We start from the raw sequence: 21,590 nt of genomic DNA, 5'->3' as shown, positions 1-21,590 counted from the left end.
GCGAGGCCGTTGCGGTCAGGCCTGGGTGAACTTGCCGTCCTTCACCACGAGCCAGGTCATGGACTTCTCGACGTCGCCCTTGTCGTCGAACTTCATCGAGCCCGTCACCCCGTCGACGGTGGTCTTCGAGATTGCGTCGCGGAGTTTGGTACGCCCGGCCGCGCCGTCCTCGGGGACCTGCTTCTTGGCCTCACCCAGCACCTTGATCGAGTCGTACGCCACCGCGGCGAAGGCGTCGGGGGCCTTGCCGTACTTGTCGGTGTACGCCTTCACGTACTCGGCCACCACCGGCTTGCTGGAACCGGAGAAGAAGAAGCTGGCGACATACCACCCCTCGACCCCGGCGCCACCGAGCTCGATCAGCTTCTGGGTGTAGAGCGCGGTCGAGGTGGCCACGGTCGGCTTCCAACCGGCGGCGGCCATCTGCTGGGCGAAGACGGTTGCATCGCTGTACTGCAGGGCCACATAGACCGCCTCGGGGTCCCCGCCGCGCAGGCTGGTGATCACCGTGCGGAAGTCCTTGGTCTCGGGCGCGACGGCCTGCTTGCCGGTGATCTGGACACCGAGCCCCTTGGCCCCCTCCTCGAAGTTGGAGGCGGCGGAGATGCCCCAGTCGTCCTGCCGGTGCACGATCGCGATCTTCTTCTTGCCCTGGGTCTTGCCGAGGAACTCCGCGACCTGCTTGGCCTCCACCTTCTGGGTGTTGGTGCCGCGGAAGAGTCCCTTCCCCAGGGAGGTGTAGTCCGGGTGCGAGGAGGTCGGGCTGATGTTCGGGATCCCCGCCTTCACCAGCACGGGCGCCGCGGCCATCGACGCGGTCGAGGAGAAACTGCCGAGGGTCGCGTCGATCGACTCGTCCTGGGCGAACTCCTGGGCGATGCTGGCGGCGGTCTTGGGCTCACCCTTGTCGTCGCGGATCACCAACTCGATCTTCTCGCCGTTGATCCCGCCCGCGGCGTTGACCTGGTCGGCGTACAACTCGAAGGAGCGCTTGAAGTTCTGCCCGTTCTCGGCGGTTTCTCCGGTCAGCGGGGCATAGACCCCGAGCTTGAACGTTTTCGGTGCACCGGCGGGGGCAGCCGACCCGCCCTGGTTCATCGCCGAGCACCCGGAGACGAACAGCGCCCCGACCAGTCCCGATCCGAACCCGATGAATTCCCTACGTCGCATGAACCCGCTCCCTTGTCCCCGTGTGCAACAGGGCTTCAATATAGGCGCACAACGACGGTCTGGGCACTGCCGTCCACCCTGCGCATCTCGGGTCGACCCGGCCAACCGAGGTTTGCCGAGGAACGGTCGGCGTGCCGATTCAGACGCAGTGGATCCGGTCGCGCTGCACCTTGGGTGACTTGGCGATGAGCTGCTTGGCGGCCTTGCGCAGGGACTGGTGCAGGGCGACGATCTCGGGGCGTTCGGCCTCGGTCTCCGGGACCAGCACCGACACCCGGCGACGTACGCCATCGCTGAGTCCCAGCGGGACGAGTCCCTCGGTGTCGTTGCCGAGCACGGTCAGCGCCGGCCGCATCGCGACCCCGATCCCGCGGGAGACCATGATCCGGGTCATGTTCGGGTCGTCGGTGGACATCAGGATCTCGGGGCTGAAGCCGCGCTCCCGGCAGACCGTGATCAGCTCCTGACGGCACTTCGGGCAACCGCCGATCCAGGTGGACTCGGCCGCCTCGGCGAGTTTCACCGTGCCCCGATCGGCCAGCGGATGGTCCGCGGCGACCAGCAGCACCGACTCCTCCTCGAGGATCGGCAGCTCGACCTGACCGCGGTTCGGCTCGTCCTCGGGATAGGAGAAGCTGATCAGCGCGTCGGCCTGCCCGGAACGGAGCAGGTCGAACGATGCCGGAGGTTCGGCGTCCAGCACCTTCACCCGCAGCCGGTCATCCTCGGCCAGCATCGCGGCGACTGCCTCGGGCACCAGAGCCGCGTTGGCCGACGGGAACGATGCCAGACCCAGCTCGATCAGGTCATCCCGGCCACCGGCCTCACGCACCTGCTCGACCACGAACCGCCAGCTGGACAGGGTCGTCTCGGCGTACCCCTGCAGGGTGCGCCCGGCCGCGGTCAGCTCGATCCGGCCACCCTCGCGGGTGAACAACTGGGTGTCCAGCACCCGCTCCAGCGCCTTGATCTGTTGGCTGACCGTGGGTTGGCTGAAGTCCATCCGGCGCGCTGCGGCCGAGATGCTTCCGGTGTGCACGACGGCGAGGAAGACCTCCAGCAACTTGGTGTCCATGCCCGGGATTCTCGCACGCGGGGCAAGCGGGCGGGCCCTGGAGCGATCAGCGGCGCCGGTTCCGCTCGGCCTTCGCCTTCGCCAACTCCTGCTTCTGCTGCTCCTGCTGTTCCTGCAGCGCCTGCATGTCGAAGTTGCCCATCACGAACCAGAACACGATGGCGGCGATGACCGCCGCGATCAGCCAGTGCCCGCCGAACACGACCGGAGCGGTGATCAGCAGCGTCACCTCGAAGCCGCGGACCAGGTTGGCCAGCATCCCCGGCGGCAGAGCTCCGGCCTGGGTGGCCAGCATCGGCTGACCGAAGTCGATCGGCTTGGCCGCGGTCCAGCGGGTGGCGCCGAGAAGGCCGGCGATCGCGGTGATCAGGCCCGTCGGCAGCACGTCGGTCACCGCGTTGCCCAACGACAGCAGGGCGGGCATGGTCACGATCGCCCAGATCAGCGCGGCGATCCCGGGGACCACCAGCGACGCCTGCCGCAACTCCGGCCCGCTGAACGGCAGGCAGCGGGCCAGCCCAACGGTCCGGGTGAGGACGCGCAGGGTGCCCATCAGCGGTACCAGCGCGCCGAACAGGGCCAGCGCCGAGATCATCGGGGTGAAGTTGCCGAAGCCGAGCGCGACGCAGGCATACGGCACCACCATCGTCGCCACGACCGGACCGAACACCGTGGGCGTACGCAGCAGCCGCTGCAGGTCGCGCCGGACCAGCGCCGCCAGGCCCAGCCCGCCGCCCTTGCGCGGACGAACGTGGCCGCGTTCGACCGCGCGCCGCTCCACGACGATGTCGCGGGCCAGGCCAAGGTCGAGGGCATACATCGCGCCGGCCATGCCGGAGACCAGCGAGCCACCGGAAACCAGTCGGGCGCGGCGGATCTGATTCAGCCGCCGCAGCGCGATCGCCCCGGCGACCAGCAGCAGCACCAGCCCGGCGACGGCCACCACCACGGTGACGAGCAGTTCCCGGTCGTTGGTCAGGGTCAGTCCGAACCAGCCGGCGGCGATGCCGACCACGACCACCAGGGCGGCGACCGCGAGCACGCTGAAGAGCAGCACCGCGGTCCGGGTGATCCAACCGCGCTCGAGCCCCTGCTCGGCGGCGGCAAAGGCGACCATGCCGGCCGCGGCCAGTCCGGTGGCCACCGCCCAGGCCGCGATCAGGACGGCCGAGGAGCCGGTCAGCGCGGCGACCAGGGCACCGGCGAGGGCGCCGACGACGAGTGCCAGCAGGACCCCGGCGACCAGTCGGCCGCGCAGCAGCCGGGCCCGGTTGAGCGGGGCGTCGAAGATCCAGAACCCTTCGGCGGCCGAGGCGAGCACCGGACCGAACAGTCGGGCCACCGCGGCGGCGAGGGCGAGTGCGCCGGCGAGCACGGCGAACGGCAGCAGGGTGCGCGCGGACTGGCAGCCGGCCTCGGTACAACCGGCCGCGGCCCCCTGCGCCCGGACCACCAGGGCCACCAGCATGGCGCCGATGACGAGCACGGAAAGCACCACCACATAGCCGTCCTGGATGGCCTCCCAGAGCGTCTTGGTGGCCCGACCACTTCGCCAGTCGGAGACCAACCGGCGAATCTCGCGTTCGTCGGCCGGGTGGGTGTGCTGGGTGCTCACCGCTTCTTCCTGCCGTGGGAGGGCTTCGGCTTCTGCTTCGGTTTGGGCTGGGCGGGCTGGGCCTGGGTCGACCCGGACTGGGACCCGGGTACGCCGTCGGCCCCGGCCCCCGCCGCTGCCGCCGGCTCGGCGCCACCGCCGAGGCGTACCACTCGGGTCGCGACCTGCTCGACCAGGTGCGGCTCGTGGCTGGCGAACACGATCGCCAACCCGTCGGCGAGTTCGCTGCGCAGCCGGTCGGCGAGCCAGTGCACACCTTCCACATCGAGGCGCTGTTCGGGCTCGTCGAGCACCAGCAGCCGCCGCGGACGCACGAAGGCGGTCGCCAGGGCGAGTCGGCGCCGCTGACCCGAGGACAGGGTGCCGGGCAGCTGACCCGACTGCGGCACCAGCTGCACCTCGTGCAGGATCTCGTCGACCGCCTTGTCCGGGTCGTCGATCCCGTGGGCGCGGGCCAGCAGGTCGAGGTGTTCGACGACGCTGAGGTCGGGGAAGAAGTCGAGGTCGTCGATCACGGTGGCCACGCTGCGGCGGATCTCCCGGGAGGTCTCCGTCATCTTCTCCCCGAGCACGGTGATGCTGCCCTCGCTGGGCCGGTCGGCGCCGACCAGACACCGCAGCACCGTCGACTTGCCCGCGCCGTTGCGTCCGGTGAGCGCGACCGCCTCGCCGGCCGAGACCTCGAGGTTGAAATTGTCGACGATGGTGCTGGGACCGAAGGACTTCTTCAGTCCGCTCACCTTGAGCACGGTCTCGGGTTTGGCCATGGGTGCGATTCTCCCGCCTGCGGCCAACTCGGCCAAACCGTCTAGGGTGCTGGTGTGCCCAAGTCCGACTATCGCGCCACGCTCGCCAAGCGTCGCGCCGACGTGTCCGCCATGTTCGACCGGGTGGCGCAGCGCTATGACCTGATGAACGACGCGATGACGCTGGGGCAGGTGCGGCGCTGGCGCCGGCTGGTCGTCGACGCGATCGACCCGCAACCGGGCCAGCGGATCCTCGATCTGGCCGCGGGCACGGGCACCTCGACCCGGCCGCTGACCGACGCGGGCGCGCTCGCGGTGCCGGTGGACCTGTCGCTGGGGATGCTCAAGGTCGGCAAGCAACGGCACCCCGATCTGCCTTTCCTGGCCGGGGACGGTCTGGCGCTCCCGTTCGCCGACGGGGTGTTCGACGCGGCCACCATCTCGTATGGGTTGCGCAACGTGGAGCACACCGAGGCGGCCCTGGCCGAGTTGCGTCGGGTGACCCGGCCGGGTGGGCGGTTGGTGATCGCCGAGTTCTCCACACCGGTGGCCGCGCCGCTGCGGGTCGGCTATCAGCAGCTGGTGCTGCGGGCGTTGCCGGAGCTGGCGCGGGTCGCTTCGTCGAACCCTTCGGCGTACCAATATCTGATCGAGTCGATCCAGGCCTGGCCGGATCAGCGCGGGCTGGCGGCGCTGATGCAGCGGGCTGGTTGGTCGCAGGTGAGTTGGCGCAACCTTTTCGGCGGCGTGGTGGCGCTGCACCGGGCGGTCGCCTGAGTGGGCGAGCCGGTACGCCCCGGAGCTGCGGTGCTGCTGGACGCCTGGGCCGCGCAGACCTGCGCGGTCAAGACCTGGTACGCCCACGCGCCGGCGGTTCCTGACCAACCGGCGACCGACGAGTCGCTGCGTGAGGCGTTCAACGGGGGTGCGTCGTTCAGCGATCTGGTGCTGGACGAGGTGGTCCGCGTCGGGCCGGGTGATCTGGTGGATCTGCGTCCGCTGGCCGGGGCTGGGGTTGCCGAGTGGGCCGAGGCGAGCCGGGCCGCGCTCGGTTCGGGGGCGCCGCTGATCATCGGAGCGCTGCTTCCGGTCGACGTGTCCGGACACCGGAGCGGACGGCCGCACCTGCTCGTGCGCGGGGAGGACGCGACGCCCGACCGGCCGGGCTACCACCCGGTGCTGGTGACACGGCGTCGGGTCTGTGAACCGAATCGCGCTGGGCGACCTACGGCCCGGGTGAGCGGTTTCGGCGACCCGGCGTACGCCTCCGCCCTTGATCTCGAGGACCGCACCCTGAAGCTGGGGCGTGACGGGCCCCTGATCCAGCTCGGGCACTACTGGCGGATGCTGCAGGCGGCCGGTCACGCCGCCGGGAGCGCTCCAGAGGCGGGCCTGATCGGCACGGACGCGTATCCGTTGGGCACCGACCCCCAGACGGGTGAGCCGGGAGTCTGCTGGGTTCCGCTGGATCAGCCGCTGGTGCGTACGTTCTCCCGGTCCAGCGAGACCGGCTGGCGGTTGCGGACCGTGCTGGAGCGGCAGGATCACGAGCACGCGTTCCGGGTGAAGGTGGCCGAGAACGCGCGTGCCGGTGGCGAGGCGATCGTGCAGCCGGTACGCAACCGCGAGTGCGACCACTGCGTGTGGTGGCAGCACTGTCGACCGCTGCTGGGGGCCGACGACATCTCCGTGCGGATCGATCGGACCCCGTTGGACGTGCGCGAGATCGGGGTGCTGCGATCACTCGGGATTCGCACCGTGACAGAACTTGCGGCGGCCGAACTGGCCGAGGTGCTACCGCGCTACCTGCCCGAGGTCCGACACCGGGAGGGGGCGGAGAGCCGGATCCGCAACGCTCATCGACGAGCCGGTTTGATGGTCGCCGGGGTCGATCTGGAAAAGATCACCAGCGGGCCGATCGAGGTGCCAACGGCACCGGTCGAGATCGACCTGGACATCGAAACCTCGGCCGAGGATCACGTGTACCTGTGGGGATTCCTCGTGCACGATCGCCGCACCGAGGGGCCGCCGCGGTTCGTGGAGTTCAGCGCCTGGCGGGAACTGGACGCCGACGGCGAGGTTGAGTTGGCGGCGCGGGCGATGCGGTGGCTGCGTGATCTGGAGGCCGAGGTGGGACAGGTTCGGGTGTTCCACTACTCGCCCTATGAGGTGAACCGGCTGCAGCTGCTGGCCGAGCGTTCTGACGATCCTGAGCTTCAGTGGGCGCTCGGGAACAGTGCCGAATGGTGCGACCTGTTCACGATCGTGCGGGACCACTACTTCGGTACGCGGGGGCTCGGACTCAAGGTCGTCGCATCCCTGGGCGCCGGATTTCGTTGGCGGGACGAGGATCCCGGCGGCCTCAATTCCCAGTCCTGGTACGCCGAGGCCTGCCTCGGCGCCACCGAGGAAGCTCGAGCCGCTGCTCGCCAGCGCGTGCTCGACTACAACGAGGACGACGTCCGCGCCACCTGGCACCTCCGCCAATGGCTCCGCACCCACACTGGCTGAGCCTGTCGAAGCCCCCTATGTTGGCTGAGCCTGACGAAGCCTGGTTGCGTCCGGTGGTTGCGGCGGAAAGGGCGTCCCGCCCACCTCGCTGGTGGTTGGGTTTGTGCTGCCGCCGGTCTGGTCTTCAGCTCGGTACGCCCGACCACGCCCCGACGCCCTTTCCGCCTCCACCACCTCAGCGCCCAACGTCCAGTTTCCAGGCCACCGTTGGCTGAGCGCCCTTCAACTCGTCGCTGGCGCTCCTCGGTTCAGGGAGCGTTCGGGTCACGGGGTCGGGGGAATCGGAAGCGGGCATGACGCCGTGGCGTGCGGTTGCGGTCGAAGACCTCGGGCGGGATGACGAAGGGGAGGCCGTCTTCGTCGAGGCGGATGGCCCAGCGGTCGGGGTTGTCAGCATTCCAGGGCCGGTCGCGGGCGGGTTCGACCTGGCGGTGGTGGTGTGGGCACAGCAGCACCAGGTTCCACAGCTTCGTCGGGCCGAACGCCCACCACGGCTGGATGTGGTGGGCCTCGCAGTCCTCGGGCGGATGCGTACACCCGGGGAACACGCAGCCTTTGTCGCGGGCCACCAGCGCGGCCCGGATTTCGGGGGTGACCAGCCGCTGCGGCGTGCCGACCTCCATCGGCACGCCTTTGCCGTTCAGCACGATCGGCAGCAGGTCGGCATCACAGGCCAGCCGGCGGAGTTCGGTGGCCGACAGGTGTTCCCCGCACGACACCTGCGCCGTACCCAGACCGGTGCGCAACGTCTCAAATGACACCAGCACAGAGATCCGCGGGCGATCGCCACCATTCTTGGGTGCATCACCGACCTTCGCGGCGCGGCGGATGAGGATCATCAACGCATCCGCCCGCATTTGCGCCCGGGTCGGCGGGACCGCGTCGGTTCCCGTGACCACTCGCCACAGCGCCGACTCGTGGGCCTTCAACAACGCGGCGAGTTCTTCCCCATCGGCCAGCGGGAGTTTGCCGGCCAGGAGGTAGGAACCGTGATGATCCGGCGCCAACGACAGCCGCCGGTTCTTCTCGGCCTGCAGCCGTTCGGCCTCCAACCGGGCCGCTTCGACGGCGTCGGTGCCGTCGGGGTCAATCGTTTGACGCACGTGCAGGGACAGTTTGCGCAGGTCGTCGGGGGCGAAGTCGGCGGCGAACCCGACCATCAGTTCCTGGGCCCGATCCAACTCCGCCGAAGACAGTGTCTCGGGGAGGTTCTGCAGCCCGGTGAGGATTCCGCGGACCTGGCTGTCCGACAGCAACCCAGCACAGGCCGCGTCGGCGATCAGGCTGAAGCGGCCGAACAGAGTCGTGGCCTGCTTCACGATCCGGCGTGCCTCCCGGCTGCTGTGCCGATGGTGCCGGGTGAGGAACGTGGCGGTCGAGCACAGGTGGGTTCGTTCGGCCGCTTCGCGCTTCTCGGTCTCGGCGATCACCTTCGCACGCGCTGCGGCGACCGCGGCGGCCATCGCGTCCGCACGATCAAGGAGAGCGAGAATCTCCTGGTCGGTGAGCAATGCGAGGTTGTCGAGTTCGGGCAGCATCGACACCGCGGTGATCACCGTGGGGGTGTCGGCTGCTGTGCTCATGATCCAACTACATCAGCCGGGTCTGACAGTCCGACCCCTAAAACGGCCCAAAACCGCTGTGTGCACGAAAAAGTTCGGAAAACTTTGGCCACTCCAGTCACAGCCCGCCGACAGGCCTCGACTCGCTCGGTCCTCGCTTGCTCAGCCAACGTTCCGCTGACCAGATGGCTTCGACAAGCTCAGCCAACGTAAGGGGCGTTCCCCTCGACACGGTCGACGTAGAGGGTGGCTTCGACAAGCTCAGCCGACGAGAGGGTGGCTCAGCCAGCGTTCTACGTTTCCTGAGCGAGCCCCCGGATCTGGTGGTCCAGTTCCCGCCGATCGTCGCGACTCACGGGCACCTCGATCACCTCGAGACCGGTGCACTCCTGAGCCAGCAGCGACCTCAACTCCGACAGCGTTTCAGCACGGCGATAGGCCCAGCCGTACCCCTCGACGACAGGCTGCAGTCTCACCCCGGTTGGCGTACCGAACACACGCTCGAAGGAGTCTGCATAGGCGGGAGCCCCCTGCTCCAGGGTGTGGAAGATCGATCCGCCGTCGTCGTTCACCATCACCACGCGCATGCGCGGCCGCTGCTCCAGCGGCCCGACCAGCAGCCCGCCCACGTCGTGCAGGAAGGTCAGGTCCCCCATCAGTGCGGTCACTGGCCTCCCCAGTCCAACAGCGATTCCGACCGCCGTGGACACCGTGCCATCGATCCCCGCGAGACCGCGGTTGGCATGCACGACCGGTCCCTGTTCAGGCACCGGCGCCAGGTCCAGGTCGCGAATCGGATTGGAGGATCCCACCACCAACACCCCCGACTCCCCCATCGAAGCGACCACCATCGAGGCCACGGACGGCCCGGTCAGCCGATCCCCCAGCAGCGCGTCCAATCCCTGTGAGACCCGCGTGTCGGCCTCGTGCCAGCCCGCCAGCCACGCGGGATCCTGATCTGCCGGATCCACCGCGGACACCACCCGATCCACCGCCAACCCCGGATCGTGCCAGTCGGCGGCAGCGGTGACCACCACGATCTCCACATCGGTACGCCCCAGCAGTCGAGTCACCGGCCGGGAGAGGGTCGGATGCCCCACCACGACCACCCGCTCAATCTCTTGACCCAGCGGCGATTCCAGCAGCAGCCGATAACACCGAATCGCCGCACCGCTCCGCGCGTTGCCCGACGGTTCGCTGAGCACCGGGATCCCGTGCCGGGCACCCAGCTCCACCGCGCCACGTCCCTCCTCCGGCGGGCAGTCCCCCACCAGCAGCACCGTCCGCCGGCCGTCCAGGGGTTCTGCCACCACCTTCACCGGCAGCTCCGCCACCGATCGGGAGACCACCGCCGGCCACGGCGAATCCTCGGCGATCAGCGGCACCGAGAGCGCCAGGTTCAGTTGCACCGGTCCCGGTCGCCGACTGCGGATCCCGGTCGCCGCAGCCCACAACCGCACCACCTGATGACTCCAGGCGGCCGAATTCCCCGCAGCACCAGAGATCCGCGACTCCGCCCGCACGAACGACCCGAACATCCCGACCTGGTCGGTGGCCTGATTCGCGCCCGTGTGCAGCAGCGACTCCGGCCGATCCGCACTGAGCACGACCAGGCCCACCCCGCTGTGACTCGCCTCCATCACCGCCGGCATCAGGTTGCCCACGGCCGTCCCCGAGGTGGTGATCACCGCCACCGGAACCCCTGTCGCCTTCGCCAGCCCCAGCGCCAAGAACCCGGCCGACCGCTCATCGACCCGCACGTGCAGCTCCACCCGCCCCAGCGACGCGGCCTCCGTCGCAGCCAGCGCGAGGGGCGCCGAGCGCGATCCTGGGCACAGCACGAGGTGCTGCATCCCCTGCTGCAGCAGGGTTTCCAGTACCACCTTGGCGCAGCTGAGCGAGCTCACGCCAGCACCTCCCGCGTCTCGTCCAGGCGCGTCAGCCACGCCGCCCGATCCTCATCCGCCGCCGCACACCGCTGCAAGGCCTCCACATCGACCGAGACCGGACGCACCGCGATCTCCCCGTCCACCGCGATCAACGAATCCGACACCAGGTCATCGACCAGCAGCGCCCGCGTGTTCAACCCACAGGCGAAAGGGAGCTCCGGCAACGCCGCAGCCAACGCCACCCCGGCGGCCAGACCCACTGAGGTCTCCAGCGCCGACGACACCACCACCGGCAACCCCAGCGACTCGGCAAGCTCCAGACAGCGCCGCACCCCACCCAGCGGCTGCACCTTCAGCACCGCCACATCCGCGGCCCCCAACGCGGCCACCCGCTCCGGGTCACCGCTGCGCCGGATCGACTCGTCGGCGGCAATCGGTACGCTGATCCCCTTCCTCACCAGGGTTCGACGCAACCGGGCCAGCTCCTCCACCGACGCCACCGGTTGCTCCGCATACTCCAACTCCACCCGCGACAACACCCGCAACGCCTCGACAGCCACCTCGTGATCCCAACCACCGTTGGCATCCACGCGAATCCGTCCAGCCGGCCCGAGCGCATCCCGCACCGCATCGACCCGCGCCTGGTCGTCGGCCAACGACTGCCCTGGTTCGGCCACCTTCACCTTCGCCGTGCCGCAGCCCGACCGGGCGGCGATGGCGTACGCCTGCTCCGGACCCACCGCCGGGATGGTGCAGTTCACCGGCACCCTGTCCCGCACCGCCGCCGGAAACCCAAACTCGGCAGCCTCTTCCGCCGCCGCGAGCCAAGGTGCCAGCTCCGCGCCGTGATAGTCGAGGAACGGGCTCCACTCCGCCCAACCAGCGGGCCCGCGCCACACCATGCCCTGTCGTCGGGTGATGCCGCGAAAGCGTGTGGTCAGCCCGATGTCATAGGCGAACCGCTCTGCGGGATCAGCCATCGGTGCTTCGCGAGCGGGTCACCAGCACCGGCACGGGCGCCAGCGCCACCACCCGCTCGCTGACCGAACCCATCAGCAGCTTGTCCAGGCCGCCGAGACCGCGGCTGGCCACCACCAGCATCCGGAACCCTTCGCTCTCGCGGATCAGCACGGCGGCAGACTTCCCGGGGACCGCGCGCACTGTCACCGGGACATCTTCGAAGTCGGCCAGCGCCGGCGCGATCTGCCGCTTCAGCGCGGTGGCCACGTGCTCACCGATCTCGTCGATGCTCGGCACCTGACCAAACGGCGCAAGCCCTGCGGGGATGCCGATCTCGCGCAGCCCGAACGCGCGCACCACCGTCACCTCTTCACCCAGTCCCTGGGCCAGTGCCAGCGCCTCGCGCAGCGCTGTCTGGGAATGGTTCGAGCCGTCGTGGCCCACCATGATTCCGCTCACGTCGCCTCCTGCTCAACTTCCCTCCACTCTAGTGCGCACTAGGCTTGCCGGGTGCTGCTGCGTCCCCTCCCCGCCGACGACCCCGGCCTGCTCGTGGCGCTGCGGCAGGCCCTCGACGGCGGCCCTCCTCTGGCACCGCTTCCCCCGGACCCGACCAGCACCCTCGCCATGTTGCAACCCGATCGCCCCGTCGAGCCCGACACCGCGCTGGTGGTCAGCACCTCCGGGTCCACCGGCCATCCCAAGGGGGTACGCCTCAGCGGCCCCGCCGTCCGCGCAGGTGCGGACGCGACCCATCAGTGGCTGGGCGGCCCAGGGGACTGGGTGCTCGCCCTGCCGGCCCACCATGTGGCCGGGGTGATGGTGCTGGCCCGCGCCGTCGTCGCCGGTACCACCGTCCGATACGCCGACCCCCGACTCGACGACCTACCCACCCCGAGCGTGCGGACCTTCCTCTCCCTGGTCCCCACCCAGCTGCACCGCGCCCTCACCCACCCCGACCTCACCCAGACGCTCGCCGGCTACACCGCGGTCCTGCTCGGCGGCGCACCAGCACCCCAGGAGTTGCTCACCCGGGCCCGCACGGCCGGGATCAACGTCGTCACCAGCTACGGGATGAGCGAGACCAGCGGCGGCTGCGTATACGACGGGCAACCGCTGCCGGGCGTCAGCGTCCAACTCGGCGAGCGGCAGCGGATCAGCATCAGCGGTCCGATGGTCTTCTCCGGCTATCGGCTGCGCCCCGACCTCACCGAAGCCACCCTCACCAACGGCCGCGTGATCACCAATGACCGCGGCCGTTGGCGCGACGACCGGCTCGAGGTGCTCGGCCGGCTCGACGACGTGGTGGTGACCGGCGGCGTCAACGTCGATCTCGCCGAGGTCGAGCGCGAGCTGCAGCGGCACTGGCCGCAGGCCGCAGCGATCGGCGTACCCGATGAGACCTGGGGGCACCTGGTGGTCGCCGCCGGGCCCGACCTGCCCGACCTGGCCGCCCTGCGCGCCCGGCTCACCACCCTCGAGCCCGCCGCCCGACCGCGCGCCATGATGCGGTTCGACGTGCTCCCGGCGACCAGCAGTGGGAAGGTGGACCGCCAGCAGCTGATCACCCGCTGGCCGGACCACCAAGATAAGGAGCAGCTGTGACCGACCTGGCCGACTGGGTCGCCGGAGCGCGCCCGCGCACCCTCCCGGCCGCGCTCTCCCCGGTGCTCGCCGGCTCGGGTGCGGCCTGGTTCGCCGGCTCGTTCTCCCTCGGCATGGCCCTGCTCGCCCTGGTCGTCTCCACGGCCCTGCAGGTCGGCGTGAACTTTGCCAACGACTATTCCGACGGAATCCGCGGCACCGACGCCGACCGGGTCGGCCCGATGCGCCTGGTCGGTTCCGGGGCCGCCAGCCCCCGGGCGGTGAAGCGCGCCGCCTTCGGCTGCTTCGGTGTCGCCGCCGTCGCCGGGCTCGCGCTCTGCCTGTGGAGCGGCCTCTACTGGCTGCTGCTGGTCGGGGTGGCCTGCGTGCTCGCGGCCTGGTTCTATACCGGCGGCCGCCGACCCTACGGCTATCTCGGGCTCGGCGAGGTGTTCGTCTTCGTCTTCTTCGGCCTGGTCGCGGTCTGCGGCACCACCCTCGTGATGGTGGACCGCATCACCTGGTCAGCGTTCTGGGCCGCGGTCGCGATCGGGCTGCTCGCCTGCGCCATCCTGGTCGCCAACAACCTGCGCGACATCGCCGGCGACCGAGTGGCCGGCAAGCGCACCCTCGCCACCCGACTGGGTGACCGCGGCACCCGCTGGTTCTTCGTGGGCCTGCTCGTGGCCACGGGCGGTTCGGTGGTGGCCGTGGCCGCGACGAGTACGCCGTGGGCGCTGCTCGGGCTGGCGTACGCCCCGGTGATCGCCCCCGCCACCGCCAGCGTGCTCCGCGGCGCCGTCGGACCGAAGCTGATCGGCGTGCTCAAGGCGACCGGGCTGGCCGAACTGGTCGCGGCGATCGGACTCTGTCTGGGACTGGCCCTCGGCGCCTAGAATGGGAAAATGCTCAGGTTCCTGCCGCTGATCATCGTGGTGATGTTGATGATCTACTGCATCGTGGACGTTGCCCAGGCCCGTCCCGATGAGACCCGGCTGGCCCCACGCTGGCTCTGGGTGGCCGGGGTGATCGCGCTGCCGCTCGTCGGGGCCGTGAGCTGGCTGATCTGGGGCCGTCCCAACGCTCAATCCATCGCCGAGGCGGACGCCGAACGTCGCCCGGCCGCCCCCGACGACGACCCCGACTTCCTGCGCCGCCTGCGATGACGCACGGCTGGAGTCATCACCCCCAGCCGGCGCCGCAGCCTGCGACGTCCCTGGCCCCGCTGAAGATCGTCGTCGGCGCCCTCGCCTGGGGCCTGGTGATGATGATGCTGCCGATGAGCTTCATCCTGAGCCGCGACTTCGAGGTGGCCGAGTCGGGACCCGAAGTCGCTCTCCCCTTGGTGCTGCCGCTGGTCACCGCGCTCGCCGGTTGGTTGATGGTGCGCCGACCATCCCGGCTCTCCGCACCACCCGAGCGCGCCCACGGGCAGGCGCTGGCCGCACTGCGCACCCGCACCCTGATCGCCGCTGCCATCACCGAGTCCGGTGGCGTTCTGACCGTGATGCTCGCCTTCGTGTTCAGGCTGCCGATGCCGCTGGTCCTCGGCGGTCTGCTGCTGTGCGCCGTGCTGGTGCTGCTGGTGGCCTGGCCCAGCGCCGGACGACTGCGCACCTGGGAGCAGGAGCTGCACAGCCAGGGGCATCGCAACCTGCGGCTCACCCAGCGCTGACCGTCCCCGGACGCGAGCGAGGCCCCCGCAACCGCGGGGGCCTCGTCCACTGACTCGAACCGGTTCCGGTCAGCCTTCCTCGACCTTGATCACCTCGGCGTTGGTGGTCGACTGGCTGTCGGTACGCCGTGCCCCGGTCAGCCCTTCGTCGCTGTACTTGTCCATCAGCTTGGACAGGTCCACCCCGGTGGTGTTCTTGATCAGCTCCATCGTCTGCACCACGTTATTGGTGACCTGCTTGGGCACCGCCCCAGCGCCGTCGGTGGAGACCACGGTGAGCTTGTCGATCGCCGCCATCGGGGCGGCCACCTTCTCGGCCACCTGGGGAAGCACCTCGACCAGCATCTGCAGTACGGCCGCTTCGTTGTATCGGGCGAACGCGTCGGCGCGCCTGTTCATCGCCTCGGCCTCTGCCTCGCCCTTGGCGAGGATCGCCGCGGCCTGGGCCTCACCCTCGGCGCGTAGGGCCTCGGCCTCGGCGATCCGTCGAGCCTTCTCGGCCTCACCGCGCTTGGCGCCCTCAATCGCCTCTGCCTCGGCCAGCGCCTGCCGGCGGGACTGCTCACCGACACCGGTGAGCCGCGACTGCTCGGCGTTCGCCTCGGCTGCCGCGATCGAGGCGGCCTTGTCGGCGTCCGCCTTGCGGATCGCTGCGGTACGCCGGGCCTCGGCCTCGGTCTCCACCCGATAGCGCTCGGCGTCGGCGGGCTTGCGCACCTCGGTGTCCAGCTGGCGTTCCTTCAGCGCGGCCTGGCGTACGGCCACCTTCTCCTGCTCGGTCAGGATCGCCTGATCCCGATCCGCCTGGGCCAGCGGACCGGACGCCGCGGCCTGCGCCTGGGCGGCGTCGGTCTCGGCCTTGATCTCCGAATTCTTCAGCGACAGCGAGCGTTCCGCGATGGCGACCTGGGTCTCGGCCGCGATCCGGGCCTGCTCCGCCTCCTGGTGAGCGGTGGCCTCGGCGACCGCGGCGAGCTGCCCGATCCGGGCGGCCTCGGGCCGGCCCAGGTCCGACAGATAGGACCCGTCGTCGTTGATGTCCTGGATCTGGAAGGTGTCCAGCACCAACCCCTGCCCGGTCAACGACGATTCCGACTCGTCGGCGACCCGCTGGGCGAACGCGGCCCGATCCCGGATGATCTGTTCCACGGTGAGCCCACCGACGATCGAGCGCAGCGAGCCGGCCAGGGTCTCCTGGGTGAAGGTTTCGATCTCGTCCTGCTGGGACAGGAATCGCTGGGCCGCGGCCCGGATCGAATCCTCGTTACCGCCGACCTTGACGATCGCCACGCCGTCCAGGTTGAGCCGGATTCCCTGGGCGGACACGGCACCGCGGATCTGCACCATGATCCGCCGCGAGGACAGGTCGAGGATGTGCAGCCGCTGCACGAACGGCATCACGAAGACGCCGCTGCCCATCACAACCTTCTGGCCCGACAGGTCGCTGGAGATCTGCCCGGTCTCGGGATTCTTGACCTCCTTGCCCTTGCGGCCGGTGACGATGTACGCCTCATCGGGCCCGGCAACCCGGTATCGACTGGTGATCAGCAGCGCGACCAGCACCACCAGCACGACGATGCCGATGATGCCGATCACGAGCGGCGAAAACAGATCCATCCTCTTCCTACCTTCTCCCTGCGCACTTGCTACTGGCTGGACGATCGAAAATTTTTAAGCGGGACAAGCAATCACTCCGCGACCGGGTCGGCCAGGTCGGGGCGCACCACCACCGAGGTCGCCGACAGCACCCCCACCACTTCGACGGGTGTGCCCGTCGGCACCGGTTCGTGGGCGCGGGCGTTCAACTTCGTGGGGTGACCGCGCAGCACCACCCGCACCTCGCCGAAACCCTCGGCGGGGATGTCGTTGATCACCCGGCCGCGGGAACCGACCAGGTGTTCCCGGCGTACGGTCACGTCTCCGTTGTGGCGCTCATCACGCAGCCGCGCGGTCAACCAGGCGGCCCCCGCCCCGACCAGCACACCGACCACGACCCCGCAGCCGATCGCGACCGGCCAGCTGTGGCTGAGCTGCAGCGCGATCGCTCCGCCGAAGCCGAGCGCGCCGAGAAAACCGGCCAGACCGGCCAGGGAGAAGAAGTCGCCACCGATGGTGTCGAAGTCGAACAGTCCGTCGAACAGGTCCCCGAGCAGCATCGCGACCAGCAGCAGCGCCACTCCCACGCCACCCAGAGTCAGCAGCAGGATCATCGGCACCCGTTCTGTCGCATCTGACCCAAGAATAGGTCTTGGGCGGGTCAGTCCCGTCCGTCGCAAGTTGCTCCGGGCTTGTCGGGCGGGGTTAGGGTGGACGGCGCTTTCACACTCTGGAGGACAGCATGCGACGGTTCCTGGCGACCATCTGCGCGGTCACCCTGCTGGGCGGATGCTCCGGCAACACCGCGGCGGCCCCGCCCGCAGCCCCGCCGGCGGGGACGCCCACGGCGGCGGGCGACGGCGCGAGCGCCACCCCGACGGCAGCACCCACCACCGCGTCGGCAGGGGTCACCCCGACCTCCAGCACCACCCCCACCGATCCGGAGAAGCTCGACCGCGGCCTGCTGCGGCCCGAACAGCTGCCCGGTTGGCGACCGGCGGAGTTCACCGACGAGCCGATCGACGCCAGGGTCGACCCGCCCGCGTGCAGCACCGTCTATGACCAGAGCCTGGGCAAGGTGGCCAGCGACATGGGCGCCACGGTGGCGTACACGCAGGATCCGCTGTTCCTGCAGGAGTTCGTCGACCTGGTCGACAACGGCGCCAAGTCGGTCGGGGAGATCGAGCAGTCGGTGGGCCAGTGCAAGGAGTTCACCGTCGACGAGAACGGCGAGGTGACGAAGTTCACCGCGACACCAATCCCAGTGCCCGCGCTGGGCGACAAGGCGTTCGGTCTGCGGCTCGGGGTCACCGGCGCGGAGCCCGCGGAGCTGCTCTATGTGTGGGTGGGGCACAAGGACACCCTGATGATGTTGCACATCGACGGGGACAAGGTGGACCAGGCCCAGCTCGTCGACATGGCGACCCGGGCCACCGACACCCTCCGGGCCGCGATCTGACGCGACCTGAGATGCTGGGGCAATGACGGTCAACGACGAAAACTTCTTCGAAGCGCTGGCTTCCGCCACGGTGCTCGACTCCGCGGGCAACAAGCTCGGGCGGGTGGGTCAGCTCTTTCTGGACGACCAGAGCGGCAAGCCCAGCTGGGTGACGGTGAAGACCGGCCTGTTCGGCGCCTCGGAGTCCTTCGCGCCGTTGCAGGGTTCGCGCTTCGACAACGACGAGCTCACTCTGGCGTACCCGAAGGAGCAGGTCAGCGACGCACCGCGGGTCGACCCGGACGGGCACCTCGATCTCGAGGACGAGGAGCAGCTCTACCGCCACTACGACATCGACCTCGAGCAGGCCGAGGCGCGCGACCAGTCCGACCCGCAGAACGAGCACGTCCCCAGCGATCAGCGGGACACCGACGGTGCCGACTGGAACAAGACCGCCGGGCTGCACGAGGACCGCTGGGGCGGCGCCGACCGGGAGGTCGACCCCGTGGGCGGCCTGGACTCACCGACCGTCCCTGCGGCGTCCCAGATCCCGCCGGTACGCCCCGAAGGCCACCGGCGGCTGCGGCGCCATTCCTGATCCCCGCCCGCTGCGCCGCGTGGGCGTGCGGCCCGGATAGCCCCGGCACCAGCAATACTGGCCCCTACTGAGGGGAGCGACCATGAGTTCGGGACCGAACTGGCCGGGTGCGGGCGCGCAGCCACCCGAAGACCCGTACGCCCAGTCGGGCGGCAACGGCCCGGACGGACTCGGGAGACCACCGAGCGGTCAGGCGGGTCAATCCTTTCCCCTCTATCAACCGGAGTCGGACCACTGGGGCGGCCCGCCGCAGCAGCCGGCTCCTGACCAGTGGCAGCAGCAGGCCGCACCCCAGTGGCAGCAACCGCAGCAGGCCGCACCCCAGTGGCAGAACCGGGGCGCTCCCCCGCAGGCGAACCCCTACCTGGGCGGCCCCGGACCGTACTCCCCCGGCCCTCCGCCGCCGCGGCCACGCAACCGCAGCACCGGCGTCATCGTGGGAGTGGCGCTCGCCGCCACCACCCTGCTGCTCGTGGTCGGGGTGCTGGTCTGGTTCCTGAGCGGGCCCGTGAAGACGGCTCCGGCCCCAGCTCCCGCGCCGACGGCCACCTCCACCTCCCGGGCTCCGTCAACGGCGGCTCCGACCGGCGGACGCCCCACCCTCGTCTCGGCCCCGCCCGGAGCGCCGGCCAGCGGCGCGCTGAAGGACCACCTGGACAAGACCTACGGGACCTTCCCGACCGCGCGCCACCAGGGGAACGCCAACCAGGAGATCGCCCTCCCCGCGGGGGCGGCCCGGGGGATCCTCTGGTTCAAGACCAGCGCACACTGGGTGTCCATCGAGGCGGTCACCGAGGACGGTCGCGACACTCCGCTGGTCTACAGCGGTGACGGCATCGAGGGCACCTTCGCCTACGGGGTCGACCCGGACGACAAGAAGATCCTGAAGCTGAAGGTCGAGACCCGCGGCGGGACCTGGCAGCTGGAGTTGCGCCCGATGTCGTCGGCTCCGGTGATGGGGGAACAGGCGAGCGGAATCGGACACCAGGTGATCGTCAGCGACGGCCCGGCCCGGCGGGCTCGGTTCAGTCAGCTCGGCACCAGCAACTTCATCGTCCAGCAGTATTTTCCCAACGACTGGGATCTGTTGGTGAACGAGCAGGACGACGTGGAGAAGGTGGAGGAGATCGGCGCCGGGCCGTCGGTGATCCAGGTGGAGTCCTGGGACATGGGCCGCTGGAGCATCGTCCCCGCCTAGCCGGAATCCTCGTCTCCCTCGCCGAGACCGCGCGCCGCCAACGCCCCGCCGGTGGTCTGGGCGTACGCCACGGCCTGCACCACCACCGGGCTGACCCGGGCGAGCAGGTTGCGTTCCAGCCCGCGCGCCCGGGCGGCGTCGCGGACCTCGTCGAAGGAGGCGAGCAGGTGCGGAATGCTGCGCAGCATGATCGCGGCAGCCAACCCGACCCGCTCGGGCTGGACTCCGATCAGCTTCAGCGGTCGAGCCGCCACCACCAGCGCGTCCAACAGCACCGGAGCCGGGGTGGTGAGGGTGAGCATCCGGGCCGCATACACGCACAGCAGCAGGTTGGCGACAACCAGCGCGGCATCCCGCCACGTGCCCCACACCAGCTGGTACGCCACCAGCAGCGCGACCATCACCCACACGGCCGCGGGCAGGGCCAGGCACCGGCGCACGCCCAGCCGGCAGCCCAGCAGCAGCGCGACGCACCCGGCGAGCGCCCCGACCGACACCGGCCACTGCCGCAGCAGCAGACCGAGCAGGGAGGCGGCGAACACCAGCGCGAACTTTCCCGCGACCGGTATCCGGTGCAGCAGCGAGCGACCGGGCAGATAGAGACCGAACAGCTCGACCCGGCCGCTCATCCCATCAGCTCCTGATAACGGCGTACGCCCTCGGCCGGGTCGCCGTCGAACCAGATCCGGCCCGCCTCGACGACCAGCACCCGGTCGCACTCGGCGGCCAGGCTCAGGTCGTGGGTGGACACCACGACCTGCTGATCCAGGTCGGCGAACACCCGCGACAGCATCCGCCGATTCCGCAGATCCAACAGGGTGGTCGGCTCGTCGGCGACGATCACCCGCGGCTCGATCGCGAGCACCGAGGTGAGCGCGACCAGTTGCCGTTCACCACCGGACAGGTCATAGACGGACTGCCTGGCCAGGTGACCGATCCCGCGCCGCTCGAGCAGGGCGAGTGCGGCCGCCTCCCGCTCGCGGCGGCTGCGGTACTGGCGGCGCAGACTGAGCTCGACGTCCTCGATCGGAGTGCTCATCACCAGCTGGGAGAGCGGGTCGGTGAACACGAAACCCACCTGCCGGCGTACAGCCCGGCCGTGGTGCACCGTGTCCAGACCGTTCACCGCCACGATGCCGCTGCTCGGCGCAACCAGACCGTTGAAAAGCCTGAGCAGGGTGGATTTCCCGGATCCGTTGGCGCCGATCACGGCGATGCGTCGCTCGGTCAGGGTGAGCTCGATCCCTTCCAGCAGGGACTTCTCGCCGGCCGGGGTGTGAACCGTGACGGTGACGCCGGTGAGCTCGATGGTCACTGAACGGCAGGCTCCACGCGCCGAGGCGCCGACAGCGCGGGGAACGCCTTGAACACGGCCGCGGCTATCGCGGCAGCCAGCAGGTTCTTGACCAGATCGCCGGGCCAGAACACGAGGTCGGTCATCGCCGCCTTGGTCAGGTCCATCTTCGCATTCACCATCAGGCCGAGGATTCCGCTCGGGTGGATGATCAGGATGCTGGCGCTGATCCCGGACAGGAACAGCGCCGGCAGCAGCGGCAGCCGGGTCCGGGTTAGTCGCCGGGCGAGCAGCCCGGCGACCAGGGCGGCGACCGGGAAGGAGAGCAGATAGCCGGCCGACGGCTTTCCGAGTACGCCGATTCCGGCGGCTCCGCCGGCGAAGACCGGCAACCCGACCAGCCCCACCACCAGATAGAGCAGCACCGCCAGACAGCCACGCCAGGGGCCGAGCACCAGTCCGCAGAGCGCGACGCCCAGGGTCTGCAGGGTGATCGGCACCCCGATCCCGACATTCACCGCCGGCACCAATGAGAGCACCGACACCAGGGCGGCGAAGACGGCCACCAACGCCAGGTCGGTGGTGCTGGAGGTGCTGCGTGCGGTCATCTGTGCTCCCATGGCTGCGGCTCGGCGAGCCGGTTTGAACGGTGTTCAACGCAGCATAGGCCATGTCCGGC

21 protein-coding genes and 1 pseudogene are annotated in these 21,590 nt (G+C 69.9%); 9 read left to right on the top strand and 13 right to left on the bottom strand.

Features of this window, described 5'->3' with window-relative positions; all coding sequences use genetic code 11:
* Positions 1-15: 15 nt before the first annotated feature.
* The 4 genes and pseudogenes from CGZ93_RS15355 to CGZ93_RS15340 all read right to left on the bottom strand — a co-directional run.
* Positions 16-1,170: an ABC transporter substrate-binding protein gene (locus CGZ93_RS15355; RefSeq protein WP_176451799.1), complete on the bottom strand. Its 1,155-nt coding sequence runs from the start codon at positions 1,168-1,170 to the stop codon at positions 16-18.
* A 139-nt stretch (positions 1,171-1,309) separates the two neighbouring features.
* On the bottom strand, positions 1,310-2,245 hold the full coding sequence (locus CGZ93_RS15350; RefSeq protein ID WP_094365030.1) for a LysR family transcriptional regulator: 936 nt from the start codon (positions 2,243-2,245) through the stop codon (positions 1,310-1,312).
* 46 nt (positions 2,246-2,291) lie between these two features.
* Positions 2,292-3,860: a DUF6297 family protein gene (locus CGZ93_RS15345; protein ID WP_094365029.1), complete on the bottom strand. Its 1,569-nt coding sequence runs from the start codon at positions 3,858-3,860 to the stop codon at positions 2,292-2,294.
* Positions 3,861-3,994: 134 nt separating this feature from the next.
* Positions 3,995-4,636 (bottom strand): annotated as a pseudogene (locus CGZ93_RS15340) (ABC transporter ATP-binding protein); the annotation flags it as partial.
* A 45-nt stretch (positions 4,637-4,681) separates the two neighbouring features.
* Here CGZ93_RS15340 and CGZ93_RS15335 point away from each other — a divergent pair.
* Together CGZ93_RS15335 and CGZ93_RS15330 are read left to right on the top strand one after the other, a co-directional pair.
* On the top strand, positions 4,682-5,383 hold the full coding sequence (locus CGZ93_RS15335; protein WP_094365027.1) for a demethylmenaquinone methyltransferase: 702 nt from the start codon (positions 4,682-4,684) through the stop codon (positions 5,381-5,383).
* Positions 5,384-7,117 carry a TM0106 family RecB-like putative nuclease gene (locus tag CGZ93_RS15330; protein WP_141211245.1) on the top strand — a complete coding sequence of 578 codons (1,734 nt, stop codon included), beginning with the start codon at positions 5,384-5,386 and terminating at the stop codon, positions 7,115-7,117. It abuts the gene before it with no gap.
* Positions 7,118-7,365: 248 nt separating this feature from the next.
* On the opposite strand, the gene CGZ93_RS15325 is transcribed toward CGZ93_RS15330, so the two are convergent.
* The 4 genes from CGZ93_RS15325 to CGZ93_RS15310 form a co-directional block, all read right to left on the bottom strand.
* Positions 7,366-8,700, bottom strand: a complete 1,335-nt coding sequence (locus CGZ93_RS15325) for an HNH endonuclease signature motif containing protein (protein WP_094365025.1) — start codon at positions 8,698-8,700, stop codon at positions 7,366-7,368.
* Positions 8,701-8,972: 272 nt separating this feature from the next.
* A complete protein-coding gene (gene menD, locus CGZ93_RS15320; protein ID WP_229117504.1) occupies positions 8,973-10,586 on the bottom strand; it encodes a 2-succinyl-5-enolpyruvyl-6-hydroxy-3-cyclohexene-1-carboxylic-acid synthase in 1,614 nt (537 codons plus the stop codon).
* Positions 10,583-11,548, bottom strand: a complete 966-nt coding sequence (locus CGZ93_RS15315) for an o-succinylbenzoate synthase (protein ID WP_094365024.1) — start codon at positions 11,546-11,548, stop codon at positions 10,583-10,585. The genes menD and CGZ93_RS15315 overlap by 4 nt, the downstream gene beginning before the upstream one ends.
* Positions 11,541-11,987: a universal stress protein gene (locus tag CGZ93_RS15310; protein WP_094365023.1), complete on the bottom strand. Its 447-nt coding sequence runs from the start codon at positions 11,985-11,987 to the stop codon at positions 11,541-11,543. Before CGZ93_RS15310 ends, CGZ93_RS15315 begins: the two co-directional genes overlap by 8 nt.
* Positions 11,988-12,038: 51 nt before the next feature.
* Between CGZ93_RS15310 and CGZ93_RS15305 the strand changes: the two genes are divergently transcribed.
* From CGZ93_RS15305 to CGZ93_RS15290, 4 genes are read left to right on the top strand one after another with little or no spacing between them, the layout of a single operon-like run.
* Positions 12,039-13,133, top strand: a complete 1,095-nt coding sequence (locus CGZ93_RS15305) for an AMP-binding protein (RefSeq protein WP_094365022.1) — start codon at positions 12,039-12,041, stop codon at positions 13,131-13,133.
* Positions 13,130-14,008, top strand: a complete 879-nt coding sequence (locus CGZ93_RS15300) for a 1,4-dihydroxy-2-naphthoate polyprenyltransferase (protein WP_094365021.1) — start codon at positions 13,130-13,132, stop codon at positions 14,006-14,008. The genes CGZ93_RS15305 and CGZ93_RS15300 overlap by 4 nt, the downstream gene beginning before the upstream one ends.
* A gap of 9 nt (positions 14,009-14,017) precedes the next feature.
* The gene (locus CGZ93_RS15295; RefSeq protein WP_094365020.1) at positions 14,018-14,278 is read left to right on the top strand and encodes a PLD nuclease N-terminal domain-containing protein; all 261 of its coding nucleotides are present in this window, start codon (positions 14,018-14,020) and stop codon (positions 14,276-14,278) included.
* Positions 14,275-14,787: a hypothetical protein gene (locus tag CGZ93_RS15290; RefSeq protein WP_094365019.1), complete on the top strand. Its 513-nt coding sequence runs from the start codon at positions 14,275-14,277 to the stop codon at positions 14,785-14,787. Before CGZ93_RS15295 ends, CGZ93_RS15290 begins: the two co-directional genes overlap by 4 nt.
* A 69-nt stretch (positions 14,788-14,856) precedes the next feature.
* On the opposite strand, the gene CGZ93_RS15285 is transcribed toward CGZ93_RS15290, so the two are convergent.
* Both CGZ93_RS15285 and CGZ93_RS15280 read right to left on the bottom strand, forming a co-directional pair.
* A complete protein-coding gene (locus CGZ93_RS15285) occupies positions 14,857-16,404 on the bottom strand; it encodes a flotillin family protein (RefSeq protein ID WP_094365018.1) in 1,548 nt (515 codons plus the stop codon).
* A gap of 71 nt (positions 16,405-16,475) precedes the next feature.
* Positions 16,476-16,997: an NfeD family protein gene (locus CGZ93_RS15280; RefSeq protein ID WP_094365017.1), complete on the bottom strand. Its 522-nt coding sequence runs from the start codon at positions 16,995-16,997 to the stop codon at positions 16,476-16,478.
* A gap of 128 nt (positions 16,998-17,125) precedes the next feature.
* Here CGZ93_RS15280 and CGZ93_RS15275 point away from each other — a divergent pair, with 128 nt between their 5' ends.
* The 3 genes from CGZ93_RS15275 (at position 17,126) to CGZ93_RS15265 (ending at position 19,617) form a co-directional block, all read left to right on the top strand.
* Positions 17,126-17,842: a hypothetical protein gene (locus CGZ93_RS15275; RefSeq protein WP_094365016.1), complete on the top strand. Its 717-nt coding sequence runs from the start codon at positions 17,126-17,128 to the stop codon at positions 17,840-17,842.
* 22 nt (positions 17,843-17,864) lie between these two features.
* The gene (locus CGZ93_RS19620) at positions 17,865-18,419 is read left to right on the top strand and encodes a PRC-barrel domain-containing protein (RefSeq protein WP_094365015.1); all 555 of its coding nucleotides are present in this window, start codon (positions 17,865-17,867) and stop codon (positions 18,417-18,419) included.
* 82 nt (positions 18,420-18,501) lie between these two features.
* Positions 18,502-19,617 (top strand): hypothetical protein, encoded by a 1,116-nt coding sequence (locus tag CGZ93_RS15265; RefSeq protein WP_141211244.1) that lies wholly within the window; start codon positions 18,502-18,504, stop codon positions 19,615-19,617.
* On the opposite strand, the gene CGZ93_RS15260 is transcribed toward CGZ93_RS15265, so the two are convergent.
* The 3 genes from CGZ93_RS15260 to CGZ93_RS15250 are packed head-to-tail and all read right to left on the bottom strand — an operon-like array spanning position 19,614 to position 21,519.
* On the bottom strand, positions 19,614-20,246 hold the full coding sequence (locus CGZ93_RS15260) for an energy-coupling factor transporter transmembrane component T family protein (protein WP_094365013.1): 633 nt from the start codon (positions 20,244-20,246) through the stop codon (positions 19,614-19,616). The genes CGZ93_RS15265 and CGZ93_RS15260 overlap by 4 nt on opposite strands.
* On the bottom strand, positions 20,243-20,932 hold the full coding sequence (locus tag CGZ93_RS15255) for an energy-coupling factor ABC transporter ATP-binding protein (protein WP_094365012.1): 690 nt from the start codon (positions 20,930-20,932) through the stop codon (positions 20,243-20,245). The genes CGZ93_RS15260 and CGZ93_RS15255 overlap by 4 nt, the downstream gene beginning before the upstream one ends.
* Entirely contained in the window at positions 20,929-21,519 is a 591-nt protein-coding gene (locus CGZ93_RS15250) for a biotin transporter BioY (protein WP_212753703.1), read from the bottom strand. The genes CGZ93_RS15255 and CGZ93_RS15250 overlap by 4 nt, the downstream gene beginning before the upstream one ends.
* Positions 21,520-21,590: the final 71 nt, after the last annotated feature.

The organism is Enemella dayhoffiae, from assembly GCF_002250625.1.
Classification (GTDB): Bacteria; Actinomycetota; Actinomycetes; order Propionibacteriales; family Propionibacteriaceae; genus Enemella; species Enemella dayhoffiae.
Note: the sequence above shows the minus strand (reverse complement) of the source record. Positions and strands in the feature narration are given on the sequence as shown.

Coding starts and splice junctions, on each gene's coding strand:
- CGZ93_RS15355 (WP_176451799.1), bottom strand. CDS start 1,170: ATGCGACGTAGGGAATTCATCGGGTTCGGATCGGGACTGGTCGGGGCG.
- CGZ93_RS15350 (WP_094365030.1), bottom strand. CDS start 2,245: ATGGACACCAAGTTGCTGGAGGTCTTCCTCGCCGTCGTGCACACCGGA.
- CGZ93_RS15325 (WP_094365025.1), bottom strand. CDS start 8,700: ATGAGCACAGCAGCCGACACCCCCACGGTGATCACCGCGGTGTCGATG.
- CGZ93_RS15315 (WP_094365024.1), bottom strand. CDS start 11,548: ATGGCTGATCCCGCAGAGCGGTTCGCCTATGACATCGGGCTGACCACA.
- CGZ93_RS15295 (WP_094365020.1), top strand. CDS start 14,018: ATGCTCAGGTTCCTGCCGCTGATCATCGTGGTGATGTTGATGATCTAC.
- CGZ93_RS15290 (WP_094365019.1), top strand. CDS start 14,275: ATGACGCACGGCTGGAGTCATCACCCCCAGCCGGCGCCGCAGCCTGCG.
- CGZ93_RS15285 (WP_094365018.1), bottom strand. CDS start 16,404: ATGGATCTGTTTTCGCCGCTCGTGATCGGCATCATCGGCATCGTCGTG.
- CGZ93_RS15280 (WP_094365017.1), bottom strand. CDS start 16,997: ATGATCCTGCTGCTGACTCTGGGTGGCGTGGGAGTGGCGCTGCTGCTG.
- CGZ93_RS15275 (WP_094365016.1), top strand. CDS start 17,126: ATGCGACGGTTCCTGGCGACCATCTGCGCGGTCACCCTGCTGGGCGGA.
- CGZ93_RS19620 (WP_094365015.1), top strand. CDS start 17,865: ATGACGGTCAACGACGAAAACTTCTTCGAAGCGCTGGCTTCCGCCACG.
- CGZ93_RS15265 (WP_141211244.1), top strand. CDS start 18,502: ATGAGTTCGGGACCGAACTGGCCGGGTGCGGGCGCGCAGCCACCCGAA.
- CGZ93_RS15260 (WP_094365013.1), bottom strand. CDS start 20,246: ATGAGCGGCCGGGTCGAGCTGTTCGGTCTCTATCTGCCCGGTCGCTCG.
- CGZ93_RS15250 (WP_212753703.1), bottom strand. CDS start 21,519: ATGACCGCACGCAGCACCTCCAGCACCACCGACCTGGCGTTGGTGGCC.